A 22,660-nucleotide genomic window follows, 5' to 3' on the forward strand; every position below is an offset into this window, starting at 1 on the left:
GGGCTTGACCCGGGTCACCGTGGCCCCAGCGCAGACCGACGCTCGGCGTAGGCGAGATCGAGTCCCGGCTACCCCGGCCACGCGGCGGCAAACACCTCGGGCGACGACCTGGGAACGCGGTCATCGAAGCGGGCGCTGTTCGGGAACGACGCCGCGATCCGGCTGACGTTGACCCCGCGGGACCTGCGAAGGGGCCCGCCCGAGCGCAGGTCGACACCACCCGCGCGAGTCGTCGGCGCCGGCGCCCTTCGTCACCGAGGTGCTTGCCGAGTCCGAAGTGGACGAACTGGGTACCGTGATGCTGATCGAGATCATCTCCGCCTCGCTGCGCGCCCTCGCGCTCTGGCGGCACGACCACACGGCGGTACCGCGCGTCAGGCTGGTGGACGCCCCGTGGCTGGTCACCGAACCACGGGTACCGCCCTCGTCCTGAGGGTCACCACGGGGAGATCCCCTTCGCGTCGAAGAAGCCGCCAGTCGGGTCCGCCGGGCCGAACCGTGCGGCTCGCACGATCGGTGCCGCGCCGGCCTCGACGGGCTGTACGCCGGGGAGTGAGTTCATGCCGGTTGCCGTGGGGCCCGGGTCGACGATGTTGATCCGGAGGCCCGGGTACGCCTTCGCGTACTGGACCGTCATCATCGACAGGGCCGCCTTTGACGCCATATAAGGGATTTCGACGAGGCGGGATTCCATCCGGACCGGGTCGTGGACGCGGCCGAACGAACCGGTGCCGCTGCCGACGTTGACGACGACGCCGTGGCCTGCCTTCTCCAGTAGCGGCAGGAACGCGTGCATCACCCGGACCACGCCGGTGATGTTGGTGTCGAAGACCGTCCGCGCGTAGGCAGCGGTCACCTCGGACACCGGCTTCAGCTCCGGCCGGATCGCCGCGTTGTTGACGAGCACGTCGAGGCAGCCCCGCTCGCGCTCGACGAGCGCGGCCGCCGCCGTCACGGAGTCGTCGTCGGTGACATCAAGAGTGAGGGGCCGGACCCCCAGCTTCGCCGCCGCCTCGGCGGCTTTGTCTCCGTCACGAGCGGCGACGTAGAGGTCGAAGCCGGCTGCGGCGAGTTGCCTGGCCGTTTCGAAGCCGAGGCCGCGGTTGGCGCCGGTCACGAGTGCGATGGGCAACGGTCATTCCCTTTCGTTCGTAGTGCTTCCGGCTCAGAACGCGTACGGCCCGAACCGGCCCCACGCCACCACCGCCGCCAGGATGAGCAGCACCCCGCTCGGCACCAGCGCCGAGAGCTCACCGCGCCGCAGGTGCAGCACGACCGCGCCGGCCATCACCAGGGCCAGGCCGGTCGCGGCGAACGGGACCAGGATCGGCGCCACACCGGCGGGCAGGATCAGGCCGAGGGCACCGAGCACCTCCAGCACGCCGATCGTGCGAGGCGCCCAACTTGGCGCGTCCTCGGCCCAAGGCTGCGCCGCGACGTACTTCTCGTGCGGCAGAGCGAGCTTGAAGACGCCGGAGAACAGGAAGCCGGCGGCGACCAGGCCGGCGACGACCCAGAGAGCGGTATTCATGCAGATAGTCTATCCAGTAGACGATCTGCTCGACAACCCATCTGTCTTGCAAGTCATCTCGGGGACCACCTATCATCACGGTGTGACTCCCCGACCCTCCGAGCGCGACGAACCCCTCGGCCTGGACAGCGACCTGGGCTGGGCACTCCGGGTGGTGTCCGGTGAGTTCCGCCGGACCGCCACGAGCTCCGTCGCCGCGTTGCCCGGTGGCCCTCGGGGCTATCTGGTGCTGATGGCGGTCGTGTCCGGACCACCCCGCTCGCAGCTCGCGCTCGCCCAGCAGCTGGCGCTCAACAAGACCGTGATGACCTACCTCCTCGACGACCTCGAAGCCGAAGGCCTGCTCACCCGGCAGCAGGACCCCGTCGACCGCCGGGCGCGCCAGGTGCTCATCACGGAAAAGGGCACCCAGGCCCTGAAACAGGCTCGCGAACGCTTGGGCGAAGCCGAGTCAGCGCTGCTGTCCGATCTGGACTCCGCCGAGCAGCAGCAGCTGCGGACGTTGCTGGAGCGGGTCGCGCGGACCGCCCACCGCGAAGAGAACGACCCCGACGACTGCCGCCTGCAGGACTGAAGCCGACCGGTCCCGGGTACGGCGCGACGCCGGGGTGCCGGGCCGCACGTCGTGACGAGCATGACGACGAAGGCGCCGGCAGCAGCACCCGGCGAACGGCCTCGATGCACGTCGACACCAGAGGTGACACGCCCGCCTCCAAGGGCTATCGCCGACGCGTGACCTACCTGCTCACCGAACGAGGGCCGGCCGGACCCGGTCGCGCTCGGCCCAGCGCACGACAGCCGGCACCGCGAGGCCCGTCGCCGCGAAGATTCCGCCGACCACCAGCCAGCCCGGTGTGCCCCAGGTGATGCACAGCGCGATCAGCACCGCCGGCCCGAGCGTCACACCCAGGCCCAGCCCCATGCCGAACAACCCCTGGTACTGCCCGACCGCGTGCGGCGGGGCCAAGGTGAACGACAGCTCGAACCCGCCCGCGGCCTGCCAGATCTCGCCGACCGTGTGCACGACCACCGCGGCCAGCAGCAGGACCAGCGCCAGCCACGTCGGCGCGCCCGCCATCGCCGCGATCGCCACGCACGCCGCGAAGAACGCGAACCCGGCGCGCCGGAACGCCACCGCGCCCGCCTTCGTCGTGTCGATCCGGCGGCTCGCCCGGACCTGGAAGAACACCACGATCACCGTGTTGACGACCATGACGCCGGAGACCGTCCAGTTCGGCGCCGTCGTCCGGGCGACCAGCCACAGCGGGACCGCCGCGGTCAGCACCCGGTACTGGTGGATCGCCATGACGCCGTCAAGCAGCGTCAGCACCAGGTACGGCCGGTCCCGCAGCGCCACCCACCGCGGGCCCGCCCCGGCCGGCTTCGGGGGCACCGTCGGCAGGAACAACACGATGGCCGTGCTCGCCGCGTACGACACCGCGCTGCCCGCGATGAGCAGCAGGTACGCGTTGCGGGTGTCCGCGGCGACGCCCCAGCCGGCCAGCAGCGCGCCGAGCGCGATGCCCAGGTTCGTCACCGACCGGAGGTAACCGCGGAACTCCGCGGGCGGCCGGGTCGCGGCGCCGAGGCTCGCGAACACCACGAACGTCCAGAACCCTTGCGCCAGGCACAGTCCCGCCATCGAGACCGCGCCGAGCACGAGCGTGAGCGCGTAGACCGTGCGAGCGCCGTGGCGGTCGGCGAGGTGCCCGAGAGCGACACCGCGCCGCGATGGTCAACCCGAGGCCGACCTGGCCGGCCGACAGCTGGACGACGCGTGAAGTACAGGACTCCGGCGGTCAGGTACACGCCGTTGCAGAAGCCCTAAGCTGCCTGGGCGCCGGCGGCGCACGGTCTCAGCGGAGCAGCATCCGGTCCCGCTCCGCCGGAGTCAGCTCGCGGAACACCCGGTCGTGCGCGAGCTCCAGCAGTGCTGCCGCATCAGGCAGAACCGGCCACACGCGGGCGGTGCCGTCGCCGGACGCCGTGACCACCGCCGTGCCGTCGGGCGACCACGCCACGCCCTCCGCCCAGGCGCGGTGGCCCCGGTGGACCGCCAGCTCGACGGCCGAGACCAGGTCCCACACACGCAAGGAGCCGTCGTCGAGGACCACCGCGACGCGGTCACCCGCCGGGGCCCACGCGAGGTCGCGGACGACTTCTTCCTGCTCCCCCAGGTCGGCGGCGGGTCGTCCGGACTCCGCGTCCCACACCAGCAGCCGCCGGTCCTTGGCACCGGTGGCGAGCCGGGTGCCGTCGGGTGACCAGGCCACCCCGGTCACCGCGTCGGTGTGCTCGGTCAGCACCGCCTGCGCCGGGCCGCCGGTGGCGTGCCACAGCCGGACGGTGCCGTCGTTCGAGCCGCTCAGCAGCCGCGATCCGTCCGGGGACCAGGCCAGGCCGCGCACCGTCGCGCGGTGTCCGGAGAGGACGGCGAGCTCGGCGCCGGTCGCCGCGTCCCACACCCGGATGGTGTCGTCGCGCCCGCAGCTGGCGACGCGGGAGCCGGCCGGGTCGAAGATCGCGCGCCGCACGCCGTCCTCGTGGCCGGAGAGCAGCCGCGACTCCGTCCAGCCGCCGGCGTCCCACAGGCGGACGACGCGGTCGTAGGACGCGGTCGCGAGCGTCCGCCCGTCCGGGGCGAACGAGACTCCGCGGACCTCGCCGCCGTGCGCGAGGCTCACCAGCGCCACGCCCGTCACCGCGTCCCACACCCGGGCGGTCCCGTCGCGGGAGCCGGTCACGACCAGGCGCCCGTCCGGCGACCACGCGACCGCCCGCACCCAGCCGGTGTGCCCGCGCAGCCCGAGCAGTTCCGGGGACGGCGCGGCATCCCAGATCCGGATCGTGCCGTCGCGCGACGCGCTCGCCACGCGCGTGCTGCCGGGCGCCCACGCGACTCCTTCGACCCAGTCGGCGTGCCCGCGGAGCACGGCGGTCTCCTCGCCTTCGCCGGCGTCCCACAGGCGGACGGTCGTGTCCCGCGAGGCGCTCGCGATGTGGAGCCCGTCCGGCGACCAGGCCAGGTCCTCCACCACGCCCTCGTGGCCACGGATCACCAGCCGCTGGTCGGCCCGCTCGGCGTGCCAGACCCGCACGGTCGTGTCGCGCGAGCCGCTCGCGAGGCGCTTGCCGTCCGGCGACCAGTCCACCGTCTCGACCCAGTCGCGGTGCCCGCGCAGGTGCACCAGCGCCGGATCGGCCAGCGGCCAGAGGCCGGCCGTGCCGTCTCCCGACGCGCTCGCCAGCGTCGCCGAGTCCGGGGCGAACGCGACGTCCTGGACCCAGTCCCCGTGTCCGGTGAGGACGGTGAGCTCGGTCCCGTCGGCGGCCGACCACAACCGGACGGTGTTGTCACGGGCGCCGGTCGCGACCATCCGGCCGTCCGGGCTGAACACCGCCGCCTCGAGTCGTTGCTCGTGCCCCGTCAGCAGGAACAGCTCCGCGCCGGACCCGGTGTCCCACATCCGCGCGGTCTTGTCCTGCGCGGCGGACACCAGCCGGGTGCCGTCCGGTGAGAAGGCGACGGTCGCGACCTTGTCGGTGTGCCCGCGCAGCACGCGGAGTTCGGTGCCGTCCCGGGAATCCCACAACCGGACGGTGTGGTCGTGCGACGCCGACGCGAGCGTCCGCCCGTCGGGAGACCAGGCGACACCCCAGACCCAGTCGTCGTGCCCGCGCAGCAGGACGCGCTGGCGGCTCGCCCGCAGCGCCCGGTGCAGGGCGCGGAACGCCAGCGGGCGCGGCGCGCACTCCTCGATCGCGGCCAGCACGGTGAGGATGGCCAGCTCGGGGTCGACCTCGGTGGTGAGCGTCGCCTGCGCCGCGAGCGAGTCGGCCAGCCGCTCCCGCCACACCTGGTCGTCACCCCGGGAGGCGGCGAGGAACTCCGCGACTTCCGGCACGGCCTGCTCGGTGCTGTCGGCCATCCAGCGCATCGCGGTGTGCAGCCGCTCGCCGCGCAGCAGGAACGCCCGCAGCCGGCCCGACCGCAGCCACTCCCCGGCCCACCGTTCCAGCTGCGTGCGCCGGCGCAGCGCCTCGGCGTGCGACTCGACCTCCTGGCGCAGCGGCGCCCAGTACCGGAACAGCGCCTCGTGGGCGACGTCGAGGACCACGTGCCCACTGCTGCTCCGGCTGATCAGCAGCCGGGCGTCGACGAAGGCGTCGGCGATCCGCCGCTCACCGTCGGTCAGGTCGGCGGCCCGCACGCGGCGCCGAGTCGGCTCCCGCCCCTCCCACGTGACGAACCTGCGCAGGAGCTGGAGCACCCGGTCCTCCGCGACTTCGCCGGACAGGTCGTGCAGCACGGCTTCCGCCTGAGTCGCGATCGCGCCGCGCACGCCGCCGAGCCGTTCGTAGTCCTCCACGGAGATCACGCCCCGGCCGCGGCTTCGCACGTACAGCCGCTGCAGCACGTAGGCCAGCAGCGGCAGGGAATCGCCGCCGCCGGTGTCGGCGACCATGCGGCTCACCAGCCCCGACGCGAAGCTGACGCCGGCGAGCTCGGCGGGCCCCTCGATGACCTCGCTCAGCGCGTCCGCGTCGAGAGCGCCGACGGTCACCGGCTGCTGGGCCAGCGCGGCGAACCGGGACTCCAGCAGATCGGTCAGGAACTCCGAGCGCAGCGTGGCGACCACCCACAGGTTCGGGTTCGCCGCCAGCGCGTCGCTCACCAGCGTGAGGAACTGGTCGCGTTCTCCGGCGCCGGCCAGAGTCGACAGTTCCTCGAACTGATCGATGACCACGAGGTGCCGGTGCCGCCCCGACACCGCCTGGATCCGAGCGCCCAAGGTGGCCGGGTCGGCCAGGAGCCGGGCTTCGAGCTTCTCGGCGGGTACCTGGGGCGGCAACTCCGCCAGCGCCTGCGCGAGGGCGGCCACCGGCCTGGTGCCCGGCTGGAACGCCGGGCTGATCACCCACCGGGTGCGCCGCTGCCGCAGCGCCGGGATCACCCCGCCCTGCACCAGCGACGACTTGCCGCTGCCCGAGGGCCCGATGACCGCGACGAACCGCCGCGAGTGCTCACGGACCACCGGATTCAGCCGGTCGACCAGGTCCTGCGTGGGAACCGCCCGCCCGAAGAACACCGCGGCGTCCTCCGGGGCGAACGCCTCCAGCCCCGGGTAGGGCGGCCGGTCCGCGGACCAGAACCTGTGGGCGGTCCCGCCCTTGACCAGCTCCTGCGCGACGACACCGGCGAACGCCGTGGCGAACAGCGCCAGGGCGGCGAGCAGCGAGGTGCTGCTCCCGGTGACCACGGTGAGCGCGGTCGCCACCCCGAGCACGACCCCCGCGGCGAGCCACACCCGCAACCGGTAGCGGAACCGCTGGGACCAGACCCGCCTGCGCATACGGGAATGCTCGCCAAACCGCTCCCGCAAGCCAAGACCCGATCGGGTCGCATCCACCGCGCGTCAGCAGGGGGCCGGTGAGCCTCTCCGGTGTGGCCCACGACACAAGGCCGTGGTGTCACAGGGACGGGCCGCACCGGTGTCTGGTGGTCGTCCGCTACACGACACCACGTGAGGATGAAGTCATGGAAGCCCGATTCGCCATGTTGGACAACGCGTTCGCCGTCAAGGCCGGAAAGCGACTGGCCGGACTCGACGTGCTGCTCTCCCAGTCACCGCTCCCGAGGTCACTGCAGGAGCTGGTGAAGTTGCGCGCCAGCCAGATTAACGGCTGCGGCTTCTGCACCGACATGCACAGCAAGGACGCGGCGGCCGCCGGTGAGACCGCGGTTCGGCTCAACCTGGTCGCTGCCTGGCGCGAGGCCACGGTGTTCACCGAGCCCGAGCGGGCAGCATTGGCCCTCACCGAGGAGGCCACCCGGATCGCCGACAGCCACGGCGTGTCGGACGAGACCTGGAGCCAGGCACGGAAACACTTCGACGACGACCAACTAGCCGCGCTGGTCTTCGTCATCGGGCTGATCAACGCCGCCAACCGGATGAACGTTGTCGTCCGGACCCCGGCGGGAACCTACGAGCCCGGCATGTTCGCCGATTTCACGCACTGAGCGCTGGCGATGCCCGGCTCCCGCTTCGCACTGCCTGTCGGGTCGCCACATCAGTTGTGACCGTGAGAGTATAGCCACTATCGAAAAGTGACTCTGGCGGCGCAGGAGTTACCATCGACTCATGGTCGAGAGCACCGAAGCCGTACTGCGATTCGTGAACACGCACGCCGACGCCGGTGGGCGCGAGGAGCTGTTCGGCACCGCACAGGGCTTCGCGAGCTGGGCGGCCGGACACGAGCTGCTGCCCTCGGACGTCGCGGTCGCCGAATCCGACGCCGCCGCGGCCCGCGAGCTGCGCGACGCGCTCGTCACGGTGCTGCTCGCCCACTCGGGCGATCCCGCGCCGGGGCTCGCCGAAGCGGAGGAGTACCTGGCCCAGGCCGGCACTCGCTACCCGCTGACCGCCGTGGTCAGCCGAGAAGGCGCGCGGCTGCAGCCCGCCGTCGGCGGCGTGCCGGGCGTGCTGGCCAGCGTGCTCGGCGCGGTCACCGAAGCGACCCAGGGCGACACCTGGGGACGCCTGAAGGCGTGCTGCAACCCGCCGTGCCACTTCGGGTTCTTCGACCGCACCCGCAACCGCTCCGGGCGGTTCTGCAGCCCCGGGTGCAGCTCGCAGGTGTCCATGCGCGCGATGCGTCAGCGCCGCAAGGAGTCGGCGACGCCCTGAGCCTTCAACCGACCCTAAGCCACAACTGTAACCGGCCTCACTCTTGTGTGGTTGCGAGCTAAACGCTTATGGTCATAACCATGACGAACGCAGCGAACACCACTGAGTCCACGTCCACCCGCGTCTGGTTCATCACCGGCGCCTCGTCCGGCATCGGCCGCGAACTGGTCGGCCAGGCCCTCGAAGCCGGCGAGCGGGTCGTCGCGGTCGCCCGCAACGCCGCCGCGCTCACCGGCCTCGGCCCCGCCGAGCGACTGCTGACGATCAGCGCCGACGTCCGCGACGAGAAGGCCGTGCAGCAGGCGGTCGAGCAGGCCGTCACCCGGTTCGGGCGCATCGACGCCTTGGCCAACAACGCCGGCTACGGCGTCTTCGGCGCGGTCGAGGAAGCCACCGACACCCAGGCGCGCGCGCTCTTTGACACCAACGTCTTCGGCGTGCTCAACGTGCTGCGCGCGGCCCTGCCGGTCCTGCGCGCCCAGCGGTCCGGGCACATCCTGCAAGGCTCCTCGATCTTCGGCCAGACCGCCGCGCCGGGGTTCGGCATGCTCGCCGCGAGCAAGTACGCCGTCGAAGGGCTCTCGGACGCGCTCGCTCTCGAGGTCGCGCCGCTGGGCATCAAGGTGACCCTGGTCCAGCCGGGCCCGACCGCCACCGCCTTCGGCGCGAACGTCGACCCGGCCCAGGGCGCGCACGCCGACTACGACGCCACTGTCCGGGCCCCGCAGGCCGACACGCCCGCGTCCAGTGCGGCGAAGGTCGCCGAGGGCATCCGCGCCGCCGTCGCCGACCCGAACCCCCCGCGACGACTCGCGCTCGGTGTCCTCAGCGCGACCGCGATGCGCGACGCCCTCACCGCACGCCTGGCCGACCTCGACACCTGGGCAGGCGTCAGCGAAAAGGTCGACGCCTGAACCACCGGGCACGGTGCCCGCGTTCATCACCGGAACGCTTCCGCACCAGGATCGCCAACCGAACAGCTGCGCCACCTGCTCCGAGATCAGGCGGTTTTCACAGCACCGCCGTCGACCAGGTAGTCCTGCCCGGTGATGCTCGCGGCCCGCGGCGAGGCCAGGTAAGCGACCAGCGACGCGACCTCGTCCGGCTCGACCATGCGACCGGACCGGATCCCGGACGCCGCCGCCAGGCCGGCCAGCAGGTCGGCGTGCGCCACCCCCTGCGCCGCGGCGACAGCACCACCGAAACCGTCGGGGTCGGTCCACAGCGACGTCCGCGTCGGCCCGGGCGACACCGTCACCACCCGCACGCCCTGCTCGCCGACCTCCTCGGCCAGCGCCTTGCTGAACGCGGTCAGCGCGGCCTTCGCGGTCGTGTAGGGCACCGGCCCGTCGTGGGGCACCCGCGCCCCGATGGAGGAGATGTTCACGATCAACCCGCGACGGCGGGTCAGGCCGGCGATCGCGGCCCGGCACGCGCGCACCGCCGAGAAGAAGTTCAGGTCGAACTGACGCTGCCACGCCGCGTCGTCGTACCCGAAGAAGTCCCGCAGCTCCCGCTGATCCTGTTCATTACCCCCGCCGACGTTGTTGACCAGGACATCGAGGTCGCCGTGCTCGGCCACCACCGACGTCACGAGGTCGTCCGGGCCGGACGGCGTCGACAGGTCGGCCACCACCGGGTGGGCGCCGCTGGCGGCCAGCTCCTCGGACACCGTGCGCGCGGCGCCGATGACCGTCGCGCCTTCGGCCACCAAGGTCCGCGCGATGGCCAGACCGATCCCCCGGCTTGCCCCCGTGACCAGCACGGTCTTCCCCTTCACCTGCAGGTCCACGACTGCTCCCTCTGCTCTGCACCGTTGATGACGCCATTGAAGCACAACTTGCGTCATACGTGTCGCAAGTCGAGCCATGGGTAAGACCGTCACGTAGCCTGACGCCGTGACGAAGCAGGACCGGCCGCATCGAGCGGACTCCGCGAGAACGATGCGCACGATCCTCGAAGCCGCCGAGCAGGTCTATGGCGAGAACCCGGCGGCGACCATCGAGCAGGTCGCCGACGCCGCCGGCGTCGCCCGGTCCACGGTGCACCGCCGTTTCGCCACCCGCGAGGCCCTGCTCGACGCGTTGTCCACCTGGGCCGACGAGCAGTTCCACGCCGCGGTCGACGCGGCCCGTCCCGAGACGACCCCACCCCTGGTCGCCCTGTACCAAGTGACGGCGAACGTGTTGCGAGTCAAGCGAAGCTGGGCGTTCGCGATGAACCAGAACGGCCACACCGACCCCGGCATGGCCGGCCTGCTGGCCCGCTGCGACGAACTGTTCCGCCGCGCCCAAGAGGCCGGCCTACTCCGCGACGACGTGGACCCTCACTGGGCGACCCGCGTATACCGCGCCCTCATCGACGAGGTCTGCCACACCGACACCGACGCCGAAGACCCCGACGTGCTCGCCACCGCGGTCGTGGACACGCTTCTCCGGGGTGTCGGCTCCCCGACAGCTCGCCTCTGAAACTTCAGAGCACCAGGTAGACGACCGGTCTACAATCACCGAGTAAGTCCGAGCCGGGCTCAGTCCCGCCCCGCGAACTCCGGGAGGGCCGCGAGCCCCGCTTCGACGAGCCCCGCCGCGCGGGCGACGTCGGCCGCGACCAAGTTCTCGACCTGCTCCGGCGTGCGGGTGACGTCGAGGTGCTTGGCCATCGACCGGAACTGGATCTGCCAGAGCGCGACGAGCGCGGCCGCCAGCACCCGCGGTTCCGGCTCGTCCGGCGTGGTCCCGGCCCGCTCGGCCAGCGCCTCGGCGGCGACCACGACCAGCTGTTCGGTCATCTCCAGGCGGTGCGCGCGCAGCGCCGGCGTGGTCGCGATCAGCAGGCCGAAGCGCCGGGACTTCGCAATCGCCTCGGCCTGGTCGTCCTGCTCGACCAGCCAGGACAGGACGGCGGCGCGCTCCTCCGCGAGGATCCGCAGCGTCGCTTCGACCGGGGACACACCGGGCTCGGCCAGGTCGGTCCGCAGCGCGATCAGCGCCGTGTCCGGGTGGTCGAGGATCAGCGCCTCCTTGGTCGGGAAGTAGTTGAAGACGGTCTTCTCCGACACCCCGCACGCCTCGGCGATCTCCGCCACGCGCACGGCGTCGAAGCCCCGCTCGACGAACATCTCGGTCGCCGTGTCCGAGAGCTGCTGGCGCATCAGCCGCTTCTTGCGCTCTCGCAGTCCCTCGACCTCGGACTCCCCGTCGCGCCGGGTGCGTGAGGCAGCCCAGTTCACCGTTCGCGGACTCATGTCACCAGCTTAGTGCACCGGCCGAATATTTTCTGCTACAGTAATTTTTCAGTGACAGAAGCTTTACCGCTTCCTCCCGAAGTCCCCACGGAGAAACGAGTCTTGCGATGGACCCTGTCCACAACCCGATCAGCAGCGGCGCGCTCGTGCTGCTGCGGGCGAGCGCCGTCGTGGCGGCCGCGCTCGCCTGCCTGCAGCCGGTCCTGGCCGGCGCCTTCCTGCAGGGCCACTATTCGATGCTGTCCGCGCACCGCATGTCCGGCATGCTCTTCGCGGTAGCTCTGTTGCCCACGCTGCTGGCCGCACTGGTGGTGTGGCGCGGGGGGCGCGGTCCGGGCCGTCCCGCGCTGTTCGCCGCGCTGGCGCTCGTGCTCTGCGCCGCGCAGATCGTGCTGGGCTTCACCCGGGACCTGGTCGTGCACGTGCCGCTCGGGGCCGTGCTGCTCTACCTCGTCGTCCGGATCGTCATGCTCTCGTGGGCGAAGCAGCCGGTGGAGCGCTACGCCGGAGCCCCGGCGTGAGCCCCGCGATGAGCCGCCGCCGGTTCCTCGGCGTCAGCACCGTGGCCCTGGCCGGCGCCGGTGCGCTCGCTGTCGCCGGGATGCCGTTCCTGCGCGAGTTGTTCGCCGACGGCCAGCCCGGGCTGCTGCTGTCCAGCCGGGCACCCGTGCCGCCGCCGTTCCGCGCCGAACTGCCGATCCCGCCGGTGCTCGCCCCGGTCCGCAGCGACGCGACCACGGACTTCTACGAGATCGTCCAGCGGCCGGCGGCTCTGGGCATCCTGCCCGGGCTCACCACCGAGGCGTGGACCTACCAGGGCAGTTTCCCCGGCCCCACCCTGCGGACGCCCGCCGGGCGCAAAGCCGTCGTGAAGCACACCAACCAGCTGCCGCACCCGACCGTGGTACACCTGCACGGCGGGCACACCCCAGCCGACAGCGACGGCTACCCCACCGAGCTCGTGCACCCCGTCGGCGGCGAGCAGGCGAACCCGGCTTCGGGGATGACCGGCATGGCGGCGATGTCCGGGATGGCGGGCATGGCGAAGCTCGACACCGGCGGCGGGCAGACCAGTCGCACGCACACGTATCCGTTGGACCAGCGCGCCGCGACGCTCTGGTACCACGACCACCGGATGGGCTTCACCGCCGCCAACGTCTGGCAGGGCCTGGCCGGCTTCCACCTCGTGACCGACGACGAAGAAGCGGGTTTGCCGCTGCCGCAAGGGAAACGGGACATCCCGCTGATGATCTGCGACCGGTCGTTCGGCGCGGACGGCAGCTTCACCTACCCCGCGCTCGCGGGGAGCCAGCAGTTGCCCGGCGTCTCGGCGGCCTACATGGACGGCGTGCTCGGTGACGTCATCCTCGTCAACGGCGCGCCGTGGCCGGTGTTGCGCGCCGACCGCGCCCGTTACCGCTTCCGGATTCTCAACGGCTCCAACGCCCGGCGGTATTCACTGGCGCTGGACCCGCAGCCTCCGGGTGGCGGCGCTCTGGTCCAGATCGGCGGCGACGGCGGCCTGCTGGCGAGCCCGCTCACCCACGACAGCATCGACGTCTCCCCCGCCGAACGCTTCGACGTCGTGATCGACTTCGCGCGCTACGAGCCGGGCACGCGCGTCCGGCTCGTCAACAAGCTCGGCTCGGGCGGGACAGCCGAGGTGATGTGCTTCGACGTCGGTACCGACGGCCGTGTCGCGGACGACAGCCACGTCCCGGCGAAGCTGTCGGAGATCGCGGTCCTGAACCGGGTCGGCGCGACGACGACGCGGGACTTCCTGTTCCAGAAGTCGTCGGGCTCCTGGACGATCAACGGCGCCCCTTACACCCCGGGCCGCGACCTGGCGCGCGCCAAACTCGGCACGACGGAGATCTGGCGCTTCACGAGCGACGTCCACCACCCGGTGCACCTGCACCTGAACCACTTCCAGGTGCTGAGCCGCAACGGCCACGCGCCGGGCCCGTACGACGCGGGCTGGAAGGACACGGTCGACGTCCGCCCGTCGGAAGCCGTGGAGGTGGCGGTGAAATTCACGGACTACGCAGGCCGGTACATGCTGCACTGCCACAACCTCGAACACGAGGACATGGCGATGATGGCGGACTTCTCCACGGAGTAACACGCGCGACGACGGCCTGCCCGGGATTTCCGGGTAGGCCGCTAAGCCACTCCAGCCCAGCCGGGGTGTCCGATGTGGATGGTCAGCCGCCGAAGAAGTTCGGCTACCTCGACCCCGCGATCGACGTCCGGGAAGCGAAGTTGGAGGCCGGGCAGAAGTTCACCAGGTTCCAGCCGACCGCGCTCGACCGCTGCGCCCGATCCTGGCCCAACGGAACCCACCGCTGGTGTCCGATCTGGACAGCAAGTTCGCCGACCGAGCCGCCGGGCTGTCCCGGATGTCCTTCGGCCGCGGCACCCTTATCGGCACCGCGCAGGTGCTCGCCCTGCAGCCCGGGATCAGCCGCTCCGGGGTCACGATGGCGGCCGGGCCGCTGCGCGGGCTGTCGCACGAGGACGCCGCCCGGTTCTCGTTCCCGCCGGCGACGCCGGTGATCCTGGCCGCCGGCGTGCTCGAGATCCCCGATCTGTTCGGCCAGCTCGGTATCGGCATCCACGGCCAGGTGCTCGCCGGGAGCGTGGCGTCGTTCGCCAGTGCGTACCTCACGCTCTACTGCGTGCTGGCGGGCGCCGGTGCGCCGGCCGCCACCCCAGCGCTCGCCGCACTGCGCGGCACCCTCACCCTGGCGGCTCCACTCGCGGTGTACCTCACGGATCCCGCCGTGCACCGGCTGTGCGTGCATCCGTCGGCCGATCTGCACCTGGCCCAGAACCGCTACGCCGCAAGCGAGGCCCGGGCGTTCGGCGCACCGGACGTGGCGGTGGCGGCACCCTTGGTCGGCAGGCGGTTCCGCCCGCCGATGGCGGCGGAACGAAGCGAGGCGCGGCGAGCCTTCGGCCTGCCCGAGCGAGGTCGCCTGGCCCTGGTCGTCGCCGGATCGTGGGGCGTGGGCGACGTCTGCGAGACGACCGCCGACGTCGCCGCGATCCCGGTCGTCGTCTGCGGCCGCAACGCCGCACTGCGCGAGCAGCTCACCGTCGCGGGTCACCGGCACGTTTTCGGCTGGGTCGAGGACATGCCCCGGCTGCTGCACGCCGTCGACGTGGTGGTGCAGAACGCCGGCGGGCTGACCACGTCCGAGGGCCTGGCCAGCGGTCTCCCGGTGCTGACCTACCGCTGCCTGCCCGGCCATGGACGAGCCAACGCCGCGACGCTCGACCAGCTCGGCCTGGTTCCGTGGCTGCACTCCCGGAACGACCTCGCCGCCGCCCTTCTCTCGGCCCGCCCGGACCACCGCCCCCAGCCGGCCATCGACGCGTTCCCGCTGCTGGAAAAGCTCCTGGAGGTCGCGTGAAAGCCGTCCTGGCGGCCGCCGCCTTCGCGCTCGCCGCACACGCCGCACCCGCGGCCGCGTTCCTGCCGGGCCCGCGACGCACCCTGATGCCTCGCCTGGCGGGCGTCACCGAGCCCGGTCACGTCGCATTGACCCTCGACGACGGCCCGGACCCCGCCGCCACCCCGCAGTTCCTGCGCGTCCTGGCCGAGCACGACGTGCGGGCCACCTTCTTCGTCCTCGGCGCCGAGGTCCGGAAATCGCCGGACGTCATCCACCAGATCGTCGCCGGCGGCCACGAACTGGGCGTCTACGGCTGGGACCACCGCTGCCTGCTGCGACGGACACCCCGCGCCACCCATCGCGACCTCCGCGCCACCCGCGATCTGCTCCACCGCCTCACCGGCGCGCCGCCGCGCTGGTTCCGGCCGCCCTACGGCGTCTTCAGCACCGCGTCCCTGGTCTCCGCGCGACGTCTCGGGCTCACGCCCCTGCTCTGGAGCACGTGGGGCTTCGACTGGACCGAGAGCTGCACACCGGAGTCGATCCACCGCCGAGTGGCCAGGAACCTCGGTCGCGGCGGCACGATCCTCCTGCACGACAGCGACGTGACGACCGGCAACGGCGCGTGGCGCGCCACCCTCGGCGCCCTTCCCGCGATCATCGCCGACTGTCGCGGTCGCGGCCTCACCTTCGGACCACCGGCGTGATCGTTTACCACGTGTCGCGTAGTACGCGCCGTGTCCTATCGCGGCACGGCTCGTGCGCTCCGGGTTCTCCTCGTGCTGGTAGTGGCGGCTACCTCGGGCATGTCGCCGTCCGCGCGTCCCGGCACCGCAGTACACCGCGTTCATGGAATCCTTGGCCGGTTGGGGATATCTCGTCTTGGCCTCACACCCACCTAAAGCGCAAACCTGACCGTGCTCGACGGAGCCGCGGTGCCGGCCATCGAAGCGGGCCACGGTCGCGGCGAGCGCCGACCTGCCGGCCGGTGGCGTGCGTGAATTCGAGCTGGACACCTTGATCGGCTTCGTCCAGCGGACCCCGGACGGCCTGCGCGCGGTGTCTTCGACCTGCACCCACCGGGGCTGCCGCCTGCGGCTCGTCACCTCCACCAGCCGGCTGCGTTGCCCCTGCCACAACGCGATCTTCGCGCTGACCGGCGAGATCGTGCACTACGACCTCCCGGTGGACATCCCGCCACTGCCCCGGTTCCCGGTCCGGGAACAGGACGGGGACATCCAGGTCTACGCGCGTGAGCCGGCGGGCGAGGCCGTCTCCGTGTCGTACCGCGGTACTACGGGTTCGCGGGATTGCCACCCGCGGTACCACGGCCGCCCCGGTTTCCCTCCCTACCGTTGCGGGCAGGACGAGCCGGGACACCCGGCCCGCGTACCCAGGGGATGACCACGATGATCGAGGCACACCAGCTGACCAAGCGCTACGGGGAGAAGACCGCCGTCGACCGGCTCGACTTCACCGTCCGGCCGGGCGCCGTCACCGGCTTCCTCGGGCCGAACGGCGCGGGCAAGTCCACCACCATGCGGCTGATCGTCGGGCTGGACGCCCCCACCGGCGGCTCGGTCCGGGTCAACGGCCGCCACTACGCCCAGCACACCGCCCCGCTGCAGGAAGTCGGTGTCCTGCTCGAGGCGAAGTCCGTCCACCCGGGACGGTCGGCCTACCACCACCTGCTCGCCCAGGCCCAGACGCACGGCATCCCGCGACGGAGGGTGGACGAGGTCATCGAGCTGACCGGGCTGCAGTCCGTGGCGAAGAAGCGCGTCGGAGGCTTCTCGCTCGGCATGGGCCAGCGCCTGGGGATCGCCGCGGCCCTGCTCGGCGACCCGGCCACCGTCATGCTCGACGAACCGGTCAACGGGCTCGACCCCGAAGGCGTCCTGTGGATCCGGAACCTGCTCACCCGGCTCGCCGCCGACGGGCGCACCGTCTTCGTGTCCTCGCACCTGATGAGCGAGATGGCGCTGGTCGCCGAACACCTCATCGTCGTCGGCCGCGGCCGGCTGCTCGCCGACACCACGGTCGACGACCTCGTCCGGGAGGCGGGCGGCGACACCGTCCAGGTGGCCACCGCCGACCCGGCGCGGCTGCGCGAGATCCTCGCCGGGCCCGGCGTCGAGATCAGCGGCCACGCCGGTTCCGAGGAGCTGCAGGTCACCGGTCTGTCCGCCCGGGCGATCGGGCTCAAGGCGGCCGAGCATGGCATCGCGCTGTTCGAACTGACCGCGCGCTCGGTCTCCCTCGAAGAGGCGTTCATGGACCTGACCCGCGACGCCGTCGAGTACCACGGCGTCACCACCGGCACCGACGCGCTCGGGAGGGCGGCATGAGCACCATGACCACGAGCCCGGCCGCGACAGCGGCGCCCGCCCGGCCGGTCTACCGGGTGACCACGCGCAACGTCCTGCGCTCGGAGTGGACGAAGCTGTGGTCGCTGCGCTCCACCTGGATCACCTTGGGGCTCGGTCTGGTGTTCCTGCTGGCGTTCGGCTTGATCTCGGCCGCCCGATACCGCTCGAACATCACGTCCGGCCAGCCGATCGACCCGGACTTCGCGGGCGCGACCGCGGTCGGTCTTTCCCTGTTCGGGACCAACTTCACCCAGCTGGCGCTCGGGGTTCTCGGTGTGCTGGTCGCCGCCGGCGAGTACTCGACCGGGATGGTCCGCTCGACGCTCGCGGCGGTTCCGCGCCGGCTGCCGGTGCTGTGGTCGAAGTCGGCGGTGTTCGGTCTCGTCGCGCTCCTGCTGGGCGTGGTCGGCGCGTTCGCCGCGTTCCTCTTCGGGAGCTCCATCGTCTCCGGCACCCCGGCGGCCATGACGCTGTCGCACCCGGACGTCGTCCGCAGTCTCCTGGGCGCAGGCCTCTACCTCGGGCTCGTCGGCGTGCTCGGCGTGGCGCTGGGCGCGCTCCTGCGTTCGGTCGCCGGCGGCATCTCGGTCCTCGTCGCCGCGCTCATGCTGATCCCGGGCCTCATCTCGCTGCTCCCGAAGACCTGGCAGGCCGACATCGGCCCCTACCTGCCCAGCAACGCGGGCCAGTCGATGTTCGCCCTGACCCACGACAGCACCAGCCTCTCCCCCACCGCCGGGCTGCTCGTGTTCCTGGGCTGGACAGCGCTGGCGCTGGGTGGCGCCGCCGTCCGCCTGGTCCGGTCCGACGCCTGAGTTCCCGGTACCGGCGATCGTCGTCCACGATGGACACGTGAACCCCGTGAGCGGCAGCGACCCGGCCGGCGACGGAGTGTGGCCCGCCCACTCCGCCGTCGGCCGGCTGACGCGGGCCGGCCAGTGGCTCCGGCAGGCGGACCGGCGCCGGCCCTGGGTGCTGGACGTCGCCGTCATCGCCGTGATGTTCCTGATGTTCTGCCTGCCCGACCTGGTCCCGCACGAGGACGATCCCGGTCCGGAACGGCTGCTGCAGACGTTCACCCAGCTGCCGGCGGGCGCCACCGTGGCACTGCAGGCCGGGCTCTTGCTCCCGCTCCTGCTGCGGCGGCGGGCTCCGGCGGTGGCGCTGGCCCTGGTGGCGGCGGCGTTCGTGGTTCAGTGGTCACTCGGGGTCTTCCTGCGCGCCGACATCGCCCTGCTCGTCGCGTTGTACAGCGTGGTGCTGCACGGGCGGCTCCGGCGCCTGCCGTGGGCCTGCGCGGCCGTGGTCACGCTGGTGTTCCCGGTGGCGGTCAGGGTTTCCCGGACGTTCAGCGTCGTGTCCCTGTGGGAGGCGCTGTTCTTCCTGCTCAGCGCCGTGACCGCGGCGGTCGCGCTCGGGCTGACGGTGCGGATCCGCCGGGCCCAGCTCGCCGGCCTCCGCGATCGGGCGACCCGGCTGGAGGTCGAACGCGACCAGCGCAGCAAACTGGCCGCCGCCACCGAACGCGCCCGTGTCGCCCGCGAAATGCACGACATCATCGGCCACAACCTCTCGGTCATCATCACTCTCGCCGACGGCGGCGCGTACGCCGCGGACGGCAGCCCGGAACGGAGCAAGCAGGCCCTCCAGCTGGTCGGCGACGCCGGCCGCCAGGCCCTCGGCGAACTGCGGCGCATGGTGGGCGTGCTGCGTGACCGCGCGGACGCCCCCGACCTCAACCCCCAGCCGGGCATCGCCGACCTCGAGCAGCTCTGCACCCGGTTCCGCACCGCCGGACCGGACGTCGTGTACCGCTCCGCCGGCGAACTCGACACCCTCGACCACGGAGTACAGCTGATGGCCTATCGCATCGTCCAGGAGGCGCTGACCAATACGCTCAAGCACGCCGGTCCGCGCACCCGGATCGACGTCTCGGTCGCCGCCGCGGACACGGAGCTGCGGGTCCGCGTCCACGACACCGGCCGGCCCGACGGCTCCGGCCGGCTCGAGCCACCCGCCGAGGAGGGACACGGCCTCGCCGGCATGCGCGAACGCGCCGCTCTCTACGGCGGCACCGTCGACGCGGGTCCCGCGCCGAGCGGCGGCTGGGCCGTGCAGGCCGTCCTGGACATCACCCCGCTCCCCGGCGGTACGGCGTGACCACCGTCCTCATCGTCGACGACCAGCCGCTGCAGCGCTTCGGCTTCCGGATGCTGCTGGAGGCCACCCCCGACACCGAGGTCGCCGGGGAGGCCGCCCACGGGACCGAAGCCGTGCGGCAGACGGCGGCCCTGCGGCCGGACGTCGTGCTCATGGACGTCCGGATGCCCGGGATGGACGGCATCGAGGCGACTCGCCGGATCGTCGCCGCCGGTGGCCGCTCCCGCGTCCTCGCGCTCACCACGTTCGACCTGGACGAGTACGCCTACGCCGCGCTGCGTGCCGGGGCCAGCGGCTTCCTGCTCAAGGACGCGCACCCGGAGGAACTGCTGGCCGGGATCCGCGCCGTCGCCGGCGGCGACGCCGTGATCGCTCCCGCGCTGACCCGGCGGCTGCTCGACACGTACGCCCACCGCCTGCCCGCCGGCGCGGGAGGCCCGCCGGAACAGACGGACGCCCGCTGGCGATCCCTGACGGAGCGCGAACAAGAGATCCTGGTGGCGATCGGCCGCGGGTGGACCAACGGCGAGATCGCCGAGCGCCTCGTCCTGTCGGAGTCGACGGTCAAGACCCACGTGGGCCGGGTGCTGTCCAAGGTCGGCGCCCGCGACCGCATCCAGGCAGTCATCCTGGCCTACGACCTCGGCCTGACACGGCCCAACTCGTCCGGCTGACCGGGGTCCACCAAAATAGAGATCCGATGACCGGAACATAATAGTGCGAAAAAGCCCTATTCACACCATTGATCCGGATGAGTCATCCGATCAATCGTTGACAGTTCCTCGTTATGCCAGTCAAACTCTGAGCCGCCCAGAGCCTCCGACGAAGGACGGTCATCGGTGCGTACACGAGTCAAGGCGGCATTGTTCGCGACCGGCCTCGCGCTGGCGGGGACCGGGGCAATCGTGACCCCGGCGACGTCGGCGCCGCAGCAGGTCGTCCACGTCGCCCCGAACGGCGACGACACCCACGACGGCACGAGCGACGCCCAGGCCGTCCGGACGCTGCAACGCGCCCAGCAGCTCGTGCGCGGGCTGATCCCGGGCATGACCGGCGACGTCTCCGTCAGCCTCGCCGACGGCACCTACGCGCTGAGCGCGCCGCTGCAGCTGACCGCCGCCGACTCCGGCGCCAACGGCCACCGCGTGCTCTGGACCGCCGCGCCCGGCGCCCGGCCGGTCCTCAGCGGCGGCGTCCCGATCACCGGCTGGAAAGTCGCTGACAGCAGCAAGAACATCTGGTCCGCGCCCGCCCCCGCGACGCTGCGGACGCGCCAGCTCTACGTCAACGGTGTCCGGGTCCCCCGCGCGACCGGCACCCTTCCGGTGACGCTGACCAGGATCACCGGCGGCTACACGACGTCGTCGGCCGCGATGGACAACTGGCGCAACCCCAAGGACATCGACTTCGTCTACACCGGTGGCCTCGGCGCGTGGACGCAGCCGCGGTGCCCGGTCAACACGATCTCGCCGACGACGATCAAGATGGCGCAACCGTGCTGGAACAACTCGACGAAACGCGTGATGCGCACCGACGACTCCGGTCGCACGGTCGAGCTGGTCGGCCGCCAGGCCATCACCGAACTGCCCACCGCGGTGGAAAACGCCTACGAGCTGCTTTCCGCCGGCGAGTGGTACCTCGACAACACCGCGCACACCGTCTTCTACGTGCCGAAGCCCGGTGAGGACATCACCAAGGAGACGGTGACCGCGCCCGCGCTGGAAACCCTGGTGTCCGGCATCGGGACGGCCTCGGCGCCGGTCCACGACATCACGTTCGCCGGCCTCCAGTTCTCCTACGCCACCTGGAACTTCCCGAGCACCCCCGAAGGATTCTCGGAGATCCAGGCGAACTACACGCTGACCGGCGCGCACGGCTTCGACCAGCAGGGGCTGTGCCAGTTCATCGACAGCGGGAAGTGCCCGTACGGCAACTGGACCAAGGAACCGGGCAACGTCTCCTTCGCCTACGACAAGAACATCAGCTTCACGCGGGACGCGTTCACCCACCTGGGCGCGGCGGGGCTCGACCTCGGCACCGGTTCGCAGAACGACCTGGTGCAGGGCAGCGTGTTCACCGACATCTCCGGCAACGGGCTGGAGCTCGGCGGCGTCGACATCACCCTGCCCACCGCCGCGGCACAGCACACCAGCGGCAACCGGCTGCTCGACAACCACGTGTTCGCCACGTCGGTGGAGTACGCGGGCGGCATCGGGATGGACCTCGGCTACACCGAGCACACCACGGTCTCGCACAACCAGATCGACCACGTGCCCTACAGCGGGATCTCGATCGGCTGGGGCGGCTGGCCGGACAAGGTGAAGATCAAGGCGGAACCCAACTACAGCAACAACAACGCGCTGTCGAACAACCTGATCTTCGACCACATGCAGCTGCTCGCCGACGGCGCCGGGATCTACACCAACGGCAACACCGGACCGAACATGGCCGGCGGCGAGAAGGTCACCGGCAACGTGATCCACGACCAGAAGGGCGCGGGCAAGGCCGTCTACACCGACAACGGCGCGGGGAACATCACGATCACCGGCAACGGCCTGTACAACGCCGATCTCGCGTGGGGCTCGAAGCACACCGACTACACCCTGAACAAGGGAACCTACGACCCGCTCGACATCGAGAACAACTACTGGGAGAACGGCAGCGCCGACTACAACCAGAAGTCCGTGGTGGTCAAGAACAACCACGCGATCACCGACGCCGGCGGCATCCCGGCGAGCATCCGCACCAACGCGGGTGTGGAAGCGGCGTACGCCGACATCCTCGACTGGACTCCGGCCGGCTGACGCGCCGCCCTCAGCTTCCCCCGAACCTGCGCCCGAACTCCGCGGCCAGTGCATCACCCTCGGCGGCGACCAGCCGTCCGGGGTCCCGGCGTCGATCGCCTCACCGAGTTCGTCGAGCTTGCCCAGCGCCGCATCGGCCTCGGCGCCACCCCGTCCGGTTCTAGGGGTCGGCCACTCCGGCCGAAAGGACCAGCACGCCCCATGATCGAAGCTCGCGTCCGGCTCGGTCACGGTCAACGGCAAGCTCTACCGCGAGCACGCGGCGCCGCTGCACGAGGTCGGCGCCTTGCTCGAGGCGAAAGCCGTCCACACCGGACGATCCGCCTACAACCACCTGCTGGCCCTCGCGCTGAGCACCGGCATCCCGCGTCGACGAGGTCATCGAGCTGGTCGGCCTCGGCGACGTCGCCCGCAAGCAGTTCCCCTCGCCCCGAGGAACCACTCGTTTGGCAAACCCGTTCGGAA

Annotated in this window: 21 protein-coding genes and 2 pseudogenes; 17 read left to right on the forward strand and 6 right to left on the reverse strand. The window is 71.7% G+C overall.

All coding sequences use genetic code 11. The features are described from left to right. Positions 1-277: 277 nt before the first annotated feature. Positions 278-433 carry a hypothetical protein gene (locus ACZ7PG_RS07205; RefSeq protein WP_470238212.1) on the forward strand — a complete coding sequence of 52 codons (156 nt, stop codon included), beginning with the start codon at positions 278-280 and terminating at the stop codon, positions 431-433. Positions 434-436: 3 nt separating this feature from the next. Here ACZ7PG_RS07205 and ACZ7PG_RS07210 read toward each other — a convergent pair whose 3' ends face one another. Continuing rightward, positions 437-1,132, reverse strand: coding sequence for an SDR family NAD(P)-dependent oxidoreductase (locus ACZ7PG_RS07210; RefSeq protein WP_470238213.1), 696 nt, complete (start codon positions 1,130-1,132; stop codon positions 437-439). 33 nt (positions 1,133-1,165) lie between these two features. After that, positions 1,166-1,531 carry a DoxX family protein gene (locus ACZ7PG_RS07215; RefSeq protein ID WP_470238214.1) on the reverse strand — a complete coding sequence of 122 codons (366 nt, stop codon included), beginning with the start codon at positions 1,529-1,531 and terminating at the stop codon, positions 1,166-1,168. An 82-nt stretch (positions 1,532-1,613) separates the two neighbouring features. Between ACZ7PG_RS07215 and ACZ7PG_RS07220 the strand changes: the two genes are divergently transcribed. Further along, positions 1,614-2,105 (forward strand): MarR family winged helix-turn-helix transcriptional regulator, encoded by a 492-nt coding sequence (locus tag ACZ7PG_RS07220; protein ID WP_470238215.1) that lies wholly within the window; start codon positions 1,614-1,616, stop codon positions 2,103-2,105. A 171-nt stretch (positions 2,106-2,276) separates the two neighbouring features. Here the strand turns inward: ACZ7PG_RS07220 and ACZ7PG_RS07225 are convergent, their stop codons facing one another. After that, on the reverse strand, positions 2,277-3,191 hold the full coding sequence (locus ACZ7PG_RS07225) for an MFS transporter (protein WP_470238216.1): 915 nt from the start codon (positions 3,189-3,191) through the stop codon (positions 2,277-2,279). Between the two features lie 196 nt (positions 3,192-3,387). Beyond that, the gene (locus ACZ7PG_RS07230) at positions 3,388-6,885 is read right to left on the reverse strand and encodes an NACHT and WD repeat domain-containing protein (RefSeq protein WP_470238217.1); all 3,498 of its coding nucleotides are present in this window, start codon (positions 6,883-6,885) and stop codon (positions 3,388-3,390) included. A 185-nt stretch (positions 6,886-7,070) separates the two neighbouring features. On the opposite strand from ACZ7PG_RS07230, the gene ACZ7PG_RS07235 reads away from it, so the two are divergent. The 3 genes from ACZ7PG_RS07235 to ACZ7PG_RS07245 all read left to right on the forward strand — a co-directional run bounded on the left by ACZ7PG_RS07235 (position 7,071) and on the right by ACZ7PG_RS07245 (position 9,134). Next, positions 7,071-7,553, forward strand: a complete 483-nt coding sequence (locus ACZ7PG_RS07235) for a carboxymuconolactone decarboxylase family protein (protein ID WP_470238218.1) — start codon at positions 7,071-7,073, stop codon at positions 7,551-7,553. A gap of 121 nt (positions 7,554-7,674) precedes the next feature. Then, complete coding sequence (locus ACZ7PG_RS07240; RefSeq protein WP_470238219.1) at positions 7,675-8,220, forward strand: CGNR zinc finger domain-containing protein; 546 nt, start codon at positions 7,675-7,677, stop codon at positions 8,218-8,220. An 80-nt stretch (positions 8,221-8,300) separates the two neighbouring features. Then, positions 8,301-9,134 (forward strand): SDR family NAD(P)-dependent oxidoreductase, encoded by an 834-nt coding sequence (locus tag ACZ7PG_RS07245; protein WP_470238220.1) that lies wholly within the window; start codon positions 8,301-8,303, stop codon positions 9,132-9,134. 86 nt (positions 9,135-9,220) lie between these two features. On the opposite strand, the gene ACZ7PG_RS07250 is transcribed toward ACZ7PG_RS07245, so the two are convergent. Continuing rightward, positions 9,221-10,012, reverse strand: coding sequence for an SDR family NAD(P)-dependent oxidoreductase (locus ACZ7PG_RS07250; protein ID WP_470238221.1), 792 nt, complete (start codon positions 10,010-10,012; stop codon positions 9,221-9,223). Positions 10,013-10,118: 106 nt separating this feature from the next. Between ACZ7PG_RS07250 and ACZ7PG_RS07255 the strand changes: the two genes are divergently transcribed. Then, positions 10,119-10,688, forward strand: a complete 570-nt coding sequence (locus ACZ7PG_RS07255) for a TetR/AcrR family transcriptional regulator (RefSeq protein WP_470238222.1) — start codon at positions 10,119-10,121, stop codon at positions 10,686-10,688. Between the two features lie 59 nt (positions 10,689-10,747). Here ACZ7PG_RS07255 and ACZ7PG_RS07260 read toward each other — a convergent pair whose 3' ends face one another. After that, the gene (locus ACZ7PG_RS07260) at positions 10,748-11,464 is read right to left on the reverse strand and encodes a TetR family transcriptional regulator (RefSeq protein WP_470238223.1); all 717 of its coding nucleotides are present in this window, start codon (positions 11,462-11,464) and stop codon (positions 10,748-10,750) included. Between the two features lie 107 nt (positions 11,465-11,571). Here ACZ7PG_RS07260 and ACZ7PG_RS07265 point away from each other — a divergent pair, with 107 nt between their 5' ends. The 11 genes and pseudogenes from ACZ7PG_RS07265 to ACZ7PG_RS07315 all read left to right on the forward strand — a co-directional run. Then, entirely contained in the window at positions 11,572-11,985 is a 414-nt protein-coding gene (locus ACZ7PG_RS07265; protein ID WP_470238224.1) for a hypothetical protein, read from the forward strand. Next, the gene (locus ACZ7PG_RS07270) at positions 11,982-13,586 is read left to right on the forward strand and encodes a multicopper oxidase family protein (protein ID WP_470238225.1); all 1,605 of its coding nucleotides are present in this window, start codon (positions 11,982-11,984) and stop codon (positions 13,584-13,586) included. The genes ACZ7PG_RS07265 and ACZ7PG_RS07270 overlap by 4 nt, the downstream gene beginning before the upstream one ends. Before the next feature lie 226 nt (positions 13,587-13,812). Next, the gene (locus ACZ7PG_RS07275; RefSeq protein ID WP_470238226.1) at positions 13,813-14,880 is read left to right on the forward strand and encodes an undecaprenyl-diphosphate phosphatase; all 1,068 of its coding nucleotides are present in this window, start codon (positions 13,813-13,815) and stop codon (positions 14,878-14,880) included. Further along, positions 14,877-15,569, forward strand: a complete 693-nt coding sequence (locus ACZ7PG_RS07280) for a polysaccharide deacetylase family protein (RefSeq protein WP_470238227.1) — start codon at positions 14,877-14,879, stop codon at positions 15,567-15,569. Before ACZ7PG_RS07275 ends, ACZ7PG_RS07280 begins: the two co-directional genes overlap by 4 nt. Before the next feature lie 262 nt (positions 15,570-15,831). Further along, positions 15,832-16,266, forward strand: a pseudogene (locus ACZ7PG_RS07285) (Rieske (2Fe-2S) protein); the annotation flags it as partial. Positions 16,267-16,271: 5 nt separating this feature from the next. Further along, entirely contained in the window at positions 16,272-17,210 is a 939-nt protein-coding gene (locus ACZ7PG_RS07290; RefSeq protein WP_470238228.1) for an ABC transporter ATP-binding protein, read from the forward strand. After that, positions 17,207-18,046: an ABC transporter permease gene (locus ACZ7PG_RS07295; protein ID WP_470238229.1), complete on the forward strand. Its 840-nt coding sequence runs from the start codon at positions 17,207-17,209 to the stop codon at positions 18,044-18,046. The genes ACZ7PG_RS07290 and ACZ7PG_RS07295 overlap by 4 nt, the downstream gene beginning before the upstream one ends. A 37-nt stretch (positions 18,047-18,083) precedes the next feature. Continuing rightward, positions 18,084-19,391: a sensor histidine kinase gene (locus ACZ7PG_RS07300; protein WP_470238230.1), complete on the forward strand. Its 1,308-nt coding sequence runs from the start codon at positions 18,084-18,086 to the stop codon at positions 19,389-19,391. Then, positions 19,388-20,065 carry a response regulator gene (locus ACZ7PG_RS07305; RefSeq protein WP_470238231.1) on the forward strand — a complete coding sequence of 226 codons (678 nt, stop codon included), beginning with the start codon at positions 19,388-19,390 and terminating at the stop codon, positions 20,063-20,065. The genes ACZ7PG_RS07300 and ACZ7PG_RS07305 overlap by 4 nt, the downstream gene beginning before the upstream one ends. Positions 20,066-20,230: 165 nt before the next feature. Continuing rightward, a complete protein-coding gene (locus ACZ7PG_RS07310; protein ID WP_470238232.1) occupies positions 20,231-22,195 on the forward strand; it encodes a right-handed parallel beta-helix repeat-containing protein in 1,965 nt (654 codons plus the stop codon). A 217-nt stretch (positions 22,196-22,412) separates the two neighbouring features. Next, positions 22,413-22,614 (forward strand): annotated as a pseudogene (locus ACZ7PG_RS07315) (ABC transporter ATP-binding protein); the annotation flags it as partial. Positions 22,615-22,660 lie beyond the last annotated feature (46 nt).

This window comes from Amycolatopsis sp. NPDC114504 (assembly GCF_055633595.1).

Coding starts and splice junctions, on each gene's coding strand:
- ACZ7PG_RS07230 (WP_470238217.1), bottom strand. CDS start 6,885: ATGCGCAGGCGGGTCTGGTCCCAGCGGTTCCGCTACCGGTTGCGGGTG.
- ACZ7PG_RS07245 (WP_470238220.1), top strand. CDS start 8,301: ATGACGAACGCAGCGAACACCACTGAGTCCACGTCCACCCGCGTCTGG.
- ACZ7PG_RS07240 (WP_470238219.1), top strand. CDS start 7,675: ATGGTCGAGAGCACCGAAGCCGTACTGCGATTCGTGAACACGCACGCC.
- ACZ7PG_RS07265 (WP_470238224.1), top strand. CDS start 11,572: ATGGACCCTGTCCACAACCCGATCAGCAGCGGCGCGCTCGTGCTGCTG.
- ACZ7PG_RS07235 (WP_470238218.1), top strand. CDS start 7,071: ATGGAAGCCCGATTCGCCATGTTGGACAACGCGTTCGCCGTCAAGGCC.
- ACZ7PG_RS07260 (WP_470238223.1), bottom strand. CDS start 11,464: ATGAGTCCGCGAACGGTGAACTGGGCTGCCTCACGCACCCGGCGCGAC.
- ACZ7PG_RS07295 (WP_470238229.1), top strand. CDS start 17,207: ATGAGCACCATGACCACGAGCCCGGCCGCGACAGCGGCGCCCGCCCGG.
- ACZ7PG_RS07215 (WP_470238214.1), bottom strand. CDS start 1,531: ATGAATACCGCTCTCTGGGTCGTCGCCGGCCTGGTCGCCGCCGGCTTC.
- ACZ7PG_RS07290 (WP_470238228.1), top strand. CDS start 16,272: ATGATCGAGGCACACCAGCTGACCAAGCGCTACGGGGAGAAGACCGCC.